The sequence below is a fragment of the Enterobacter cloacae complex sp. P12RS genome (assembly GCF_014895875.1).
In the GTDB taxonomy this organism is placed as follows: Bacteria; Pseudomonadota; Gammaproteobacteria; order Enterobacterales; family Enterobacteriaceae; genus Enterobacter; species Enterobacter bugandensis.
Window position 1 is genome coordinate 216,692 of sequence record NZ_JADBQO010000015.1, and the last position, 6,407, is coordinate 223,098.

Annotated in this window: 5 protein-coding genes; 2 read left to right on the top strand and 3 right to left on the bottom strand. The window is 50.1% G+C overall.

The window, feature by feature from the left end; genetic code table 11:
• Nucleotides 1–170 precede the first annotated feature (170 nt).
• Nucleotides 171–1,178: a LacI family DNA-binding transcriptional regulator gene (locus IM284_RS11560; protein WP_047367950.1), complete on the bottom strand. Its 1,008-nt coding sequence runs from the start codon at nucleotides 1,176–1,178 to the stop codon at nucleotides 171–173.
• 236 nt (nucleotides 1,179–1,414) lie between these two features.
• Here IM284_RS11560 and IM284_RS11565 point away from each other — a divergent pair, with 236 nt between their 5' ends.
• Nucleotides 1,415–2,656, top strand: a complete 1,242-nt coding sequence (locus IM284_RS11565) for an MFS transporter (RefSeq protein ID WP_047368127.1) — start codon at nucleotides 1,415–1,417, stop codon at nucleotides 2,654–2,656.
• A 17-nt stretch (nucleotides 2,657–2,673) separates the two neighbouring features.
• Nucleotides 2,674–4,107: a glycoside hydrolase family 32 protein gene (locus IM284_RS11570; protein ID WP_047367949.1), complete on the top strand. Its 1,434-nt coding sequence runs from the start codon at nucleotides 2,674–2,676 to the stop codon at nucleotides 4,105–4,107.
• A 48-nt stretch (nucleotides 4,108–4,155) separates the two neighbouring features.
• On the opposite strand, the gene IM284_RS11575 is transcribed toward IM284_RS11570, so the two are convergent.
• Both IM284_RS11575 and IM284_RS23365 read right to left on the bottom strand, forming a co-directional pair.
• Complete coding sequence (locus tag IM284_RS11575; RefSeq protein ID WP_047367948.1) at nucleotides 4,156–4,626, bottom strand: hypothetical protein; 471 nt, start codon at nucleotides 4,624–4,626, stop codon at nucleotides 4,156–4,158.
• Nucleotides 4,627–4,785: 159 nt separating this feature from the next.
• A complete protein-coding gene (locus IM284_RS23365) occupies nucleotides 4,786–5,865 on the bottom strand; it encodes a YadA-like family protein (protein ID WP_226838691.1) in 1,080 nt (359 codons plus the stop codon).
• Nucleotides 5,866–6,407 lie beyond the last annotated feature (542 nt).

Sequence of the window (6,407 nt, forward strand, 5' to 3'; positions counted from 1 at the left end):
AAAAAGAAAATTGCACTTTATTGGCAATAAAAACAATTGCTTATTCGGCATTTGTTTAGGTTGTTACATGACAGAAAAGAGTGTGACAAATCGTGCCATTGGCTGACAAAAAAAGGGGGTATGCTGCCTTCATACCCCCTTATTCTTCCATCAACGACAAAAAGCGGTAGTCACATGGCGCGCGCAATGGAATCACGCATTAAAAATGGACTTTCAACGCGCGTCGTTTCCCGGTGTTGTGCTCCGTTAATAATGTGCAGGGCGCTCAGGCGACCAATTTCGTAGTGGGGCAACTGAACCGTTGAAAGAGGCGGCAAAAACAGCTCGCCAATGCCCACCATATTGTCATAGCCGATAACCGCGACATCTTCAGGGATGCGAAGCCCTTGCGCCAGCAGCGTCTGGTACACCATAAACGCGATACGATCGTTACCGCAGATAACGGAATCAAACCGCGGGATGCCGTTCCGGATACGCGCCAGCAATGCGGTCGGAATATCACGATAATGCTCATCCCCGTGCGCCATATACGCATTTTCCAGGCTGTCCGGGTCGATTCCGGCTTCACGGCAGGCGCGTTCAAGCCCCTGACGGCGCCGGGTTGTGGCCAGATGGCCCACAGGTAAATGCAGACACAGGGGCTGCCGATAGCCTTCTGCGAGTAATGCCCTGACGGCGGCGTACTGCCCCTGTTCATCATCCGGGATATAGCTGGCGACCTTTTCACCGACACTCTCACAGTTGGCCAGCACGCAGGGGAGGGTGAGCAGCTTGGCAGGAAGAGGAACCTGACGTAACCCCATCGTGGTGTAGATAATCCCGTCAGGCCGGTGGGAGAGCAGAAGATCGACAATGGCATCCGGATTGTCGTCAGCAAACATATTCATGACGAAGCTATTCCAGCCGTGCATCCTGGCCGTCTCTTCAATGGACAGCGTAATCTCCACCGAAAAAGGTGTCGTGACCGTATCGAGCGCCAGCACGCCTATGGTTTTAGGCGAAGCATTCGCGCCGCGTATTTTCTTGGCGGACAGATCGGGAACGTAGCTGGTTTGCTCGATAGCCCACTGTACGCGCGCCAGCGTTTCCGGTTTAAGGCGCTCCGGGCTGTTAAGCGCGCGGGAAACCGTCATCAGCGATACGTTAGCCAGCTTTGCGACGTCCTTCAGGGAAGCCATTTTCTTACTCCGTTTATGCTCTGTGAGAGGGTATACAACTAAGTCGCTGATGTAAAAGGAAGGCTGATGACCAGGTTAAGTCATGCTTACCGCAGTGATAAATTTATGATCGCGATCTCACTTCCTTAATGTTAACGTTAACTTTCGTGATTAACATCTTAAATCTTCATCAGGCAGCATGAGAAAGCATGGATGTTAACGTTACCATTGGATCATTACTCCAACACGAGAATGCCATGATGAAAACGCATCACTCTCACAGCTATCCCTTACTGAGCGCATTACTGTTTTTCTTTTTTGTCACCTGGTCATCTTCCGGCTCGTTGCTCTCTATCTGGCTCCACCAGGAAGTGGGGTTAAAAGCGGGGGATACGGGCGTTATCTATGCCGTGCTTTCCGTCTCCGCACTGTTTGCTCAAATCTGCTATGGATTTATTCAGGACAAACTCGGCCTGCGCAAAAACCTGCTCTGGTTTCTGACCAGTCTGCTTATTCTTTCCGGTCCGGCCTTTTTGCTGTTTGGCTATCTGCTGCAAATTAACGTGTTGCTGGGCAGTATTTTCGGCGGGATTTTTATTGGCCTGACGTTTAACGGTGGGATTGGGGTGCTGGAATCCTATACCGAACGCGTGGCCCGTCAGAGCCAGTTTGAGTTTGGCAAGGCGAGAATGTGGGGATCGCTTGGCTGGGCGGCGGCAACCTTTTTTGCGGGGCTCCTGTTTAACATCAATCCGAAGCTGAATTTCGCTGTCGCGAGCGGCGCCGGGCTGGTGTTTTTTGTTTTGCTCGCGCGCTTGCGGGTCTCTTCCGCACCGCACGCCATGCAGGAAGCGGTGTCCGGTGGCAAGGTGACGCTGGAAGACGCATTGCGCCTGCTGACGCTGCCGCGTTTCTGGGCGCTGGTGTTTTTTGTTATCGGCACCTGCATTTACGGCGTATACGATCAGCAGTTCCCGGTCTATTTCTCATCACAGTTCCCGACGTTGCAGGAAGGGAACGCCATGTACGGCTATCTCAACTCCTTCCAGGTTTTCCTTGAGGCGGCGGGCATGTTTTGCGCCCCGTGGCTGGTGAATCGCCTCGGCGCGAAAAACGGCCTGATATTCGCGGGAATGGTGATGGCAATGCGTATGGTGGCATCTGGTCTGGTTGAGGGGCCGGTGCTCATCTCCATTACCAAGCTGCTGCACGCGGTAGAACTGCCCGTATTGCTGGTCTCGATATTTAAATACAACAGCTTACATTTTGATAAGCGGCTCTCTTCCACGCTCTATCTGGTGGGCTTTGCCTGTACAAGCTCGGTGATTGCGTCTGTGCTGTCGCCGCTGGCGGGTTACAGCTATGAGAAATACGGCTTTGCCCAATCCTATCTCATTATGGGGCTGTTAGTTTTCAGCACCACGCTCATCTCCATCTTCCTGTTGCGCTCGGGTAAGTCTTCTTCTGACCCGCTCATGCCGCAACCCTCCACTATCTGACTGAAAAGAGTAAATAAATGATGTATTCCATTGCCAAAGCTGAACAATCATTACAGGCCAAACGCGGCGATCTTAACCTGCGCTGGTATCCGCGTTACCACCTCGCCGCGAGTGCCGGCTGGATGAACGACCCGAATGGTCTGGTGTGGTTTGACGGCTGGTATCACGCGTTTTACCAGCATCATCCGTACTCGACCCAGTGGGGGCCGATGCACTGGGGCCATGCGCGCAGCAAGGATTTAGTTCGTTGGGAACACCTCCCGGTGGCGCTGGCACCGGAAGGGCCAGAAGATAAGGACGGCTGCTTTTCCGGCTCGGCGGTGGTGGATGGCGATACGCTGGCGCTGATTTATACCGGCCACAAATTCCACGGCGATCCGGATGACGAGGCTAACCTTTACCAGGTGCAGTGCCTGGCAACCAGCCGTGATGGCGTCCATTTTACGCGGCACGGAACGATCGTTGACACGCCGCCTGGGCTGCATCACTTTCGCGATCCAAAAGTGTGGCGGGAAGGGGAGCGCTGGTACATGGTTGTCGGCGCGCGGGATGGCGAGACGGGCCAGGTGCGCGTTTACCGTTCTGACGACCTGCGCGAATGGCAGGATATGGGCGTGCTTGCGGTGGCTGAAAAAGAGATGGGTTATATGTGGGAATGCCCGGACTTTTTCACCCTCAACGGCAAACGCGTGCTGATGTTTTCACCTCAGGGGCTGGCTGCGGAGGGATTCAAAAATCGCAATCTTTTCCAGAGCGGCTACCTGCTGGGGGAGTGGCAGCCCGGCCAACCTTTCGTGCGTGAAGGTGAGTTTGTGGAGATGGATAGCGGGCATGATTTCTATGCGCCGCAAAGCTTCCTGACGCCTGACGGCCGCCGCATCGTTATCGGCTGGCTGGACATGTGGGAATCTCCCCTTCCGGAACAGCAGGACGGGTGGGCTGGCATGCTCTCTTTACCGCGCGAGCTGACGCTAAGCGCGGATAACCGCCTGCAGATGCGGCCAGCCAGAGAAGTGGAAAGCTTGCGGGGAGCGTGGTTCCCCTGGCCGGTGAGCACGCTCAACAATCAGCAGATCGTTCAGGTGGAAAGCTGCGATGCGATGGAGATCATTCTGCAGTGGGACTGTGCTAACAGCAGCGCGGAGCAGTACGGCATTCGTCTTGGCGACGGATTCCGTCTCTACGTTGATGCGCAGATGCAGCGCCTGGTGCTGGAGCGTTATTATCCGCAGTATGGCCTGTGCGGTACCCGAAGCGTCGCGCTTAACCTGAACGACACGCTAAGCCTGCGCCTGTTCGTTGACAGCTCGTCAGTGGAAGTGTTTGTCAATGAAGGGGAGGCGTGCCTGAGCAGCCGCATTTATCCTGATGAAGGGGCGCGCGAACTGACAATGTTTGCCTGGACGGGAATCGCATCGCTTATTGAGGCCGGGGCGTGGCAGCTAGAGTAATACGTTAAGGCCTGCAAATTAAAAAGGCGACAGGTATCGCCTCTGTTTCTATTTAATCTTTGTTGCGTAGCCTTCAAACTTTCCTTCTTTACTCACCGCTAATTTGCCTTTAGCAGGATAGTAAATGAAGGTGTACAGCCCTTGTGAATAAACTTTTGCCTGAGGCTCATTTTCATCCAGCGCGCCCAATACGCCATCGACATCCAGGATCTCGCCTTTAATTGTGATCTTCATTCCTTCCCATTTAAAGGCGTGTATCGCTTTGGCCGCCTGAGCATGTTGTTTCACGTCTTTTTTAGCCCAGATACCCGTACCCTCTGCGGCATCACGCGCGTTCGCCCATGCTGCATTTTGTGCGGCTTCATTATAAGCATTCTGGCGATTTTGCTCAGCCAGGTAGCAGGTATCTTTGCTAATGCCCTGGCGCTCACATTCGGCCATGCGCTGAGCAGTTGAAGTACACGCAGAAAGCAGGATGGCAGCACCAGCTATTAATACCGCTAAGAGTGACTTTATCATTACGATGATACCTTTGGTGAAATATATTCTATAGAAGAAGGTTTAATAGCCGTAAATATAATAAGCCTGATACATAATACCTAACCATGCGCCAACGATAATAAGCATCAGGTACACTATTACAGAGATAACAATGTATTTTGTCATACTGGTTATTTATTAAAAGCCAATCCCTACGCCGACTGAAGCCCCCATATTATTTGCTGTGTCATCAGAGAAGCTCACTTTACCAACCATATGTTCGTTAAAGTTAACCGACGCCCCAACCGCTAACGCGCTTTCACCGTTGTAAGTCGCACCGCCAGCCGAGAACATCACGCGCTGATTTGTTTGCACCTGAGGTAAACCGGCCATCGCCATCGCGCCGCTGATACCTGCGTTTGCTTCTTTCTTGTTATTATCGACTTCCTCACGCAGCGATTTAAATTGCTGATTAGCGTTGTTATTCAGAGCCTGTAATGTCTGTTTGGTCGCCTGCAGCTCCTGAGCCTCGGCCGTAACCGCCTGACTATTAGTAGCGACTTTAGCCTGTGTTGTCGTGTCTACCTGCGTGCGTGTCACAGTGGTCATCACGCCATTTTTTCCATCTTTGCCGTCTTTACCGTCTTTACCATTCGCTCCGTCACGTCCGTTAGTTCCGGCAACGCCCTGTGCGCCGGTATCGCCTTTCTCACCCTTAGCGCCGTCTTTTCCATCAACGCCGTTAGTTGGTTTTGGTGCATTCTCAAGAGCTAACAGGCGGCCATCTTGTATACCGTTAGTAGCTTCAACAGTTGCAAGGCGGCTATCCTGGACAGCGTTAACAGTTTCAATATTAGTAATTGCAGTTCCGTTAGTCAGCACGCCCTGTAATGCCGCATCACCTTTTTTATTAGCGGTGTCAGCAAGATCGCCTGCTAATTTAGCTTCATGATCGACACTAGAGACAGAAGTCTGAAGAGAGGAAATATTATTGGCGTTAGTGCTGATATTACCATTACTTGTGTCAATCTCGTTTTGCATCCGCTCACGATCGCCTTGTAAGTTATAGATCTGCCCGTCTTGTTTTACATTTTCAGCTTTCATATTATCCAGATTATAAGCGGTTTTGTCAGTGCCCTGAACCTGAATAAAAGTACCTGAATTGAATACGTTATCGTTAAGGTTTATGTTTACATCAGCTGCTTGAGTTACGTTCATAGAGCCAGTGAAAATAACACCAAATACAAAAGCAGTAACGGCATTTTTAACAACTTTCATTTGTAAAACACTCATCATTTAAAAAGTAAAAATGGGCAAGGCTGGCTATCCTGGCGTGTTGATGTAACGTCTGGTTACGCCCGATTAAAATAACGGAGTTACGTTAAATTTTGAATAAATCACTTAATTCGTAACGTGCAGTAACTATCAGTTAATGCGAGCTTTGGGATATTGATCTAAATCATAAATAGCATCTATAGCTAATCAGGTCTGCTGTGATAGAAATGGCATTATCCCAATAATTACAGTTAGATACAGATCAGTAGAGATTTGAAGTGAAAAAAGTATTAAACACTAATCAATAAGAAGCTCTTAAGTGTTATGGTCGAAAATGATGCAGAATGTGTAAAATAGTTAATTCAAATTTATAGATTTTTCTACATTCTTTATTATCGAATCCTTCTTGTCTTTTGAATGAAAGTTATGTTGAAACTGTCATGAGTGCTTTAGATGCAGGCGAAAAATATTTGTGTTGAAAATTTATTCAAGAATGTATCTAACGTTGATTGCTATAAATTAGTAAGAGGATTGTTATACAAAAG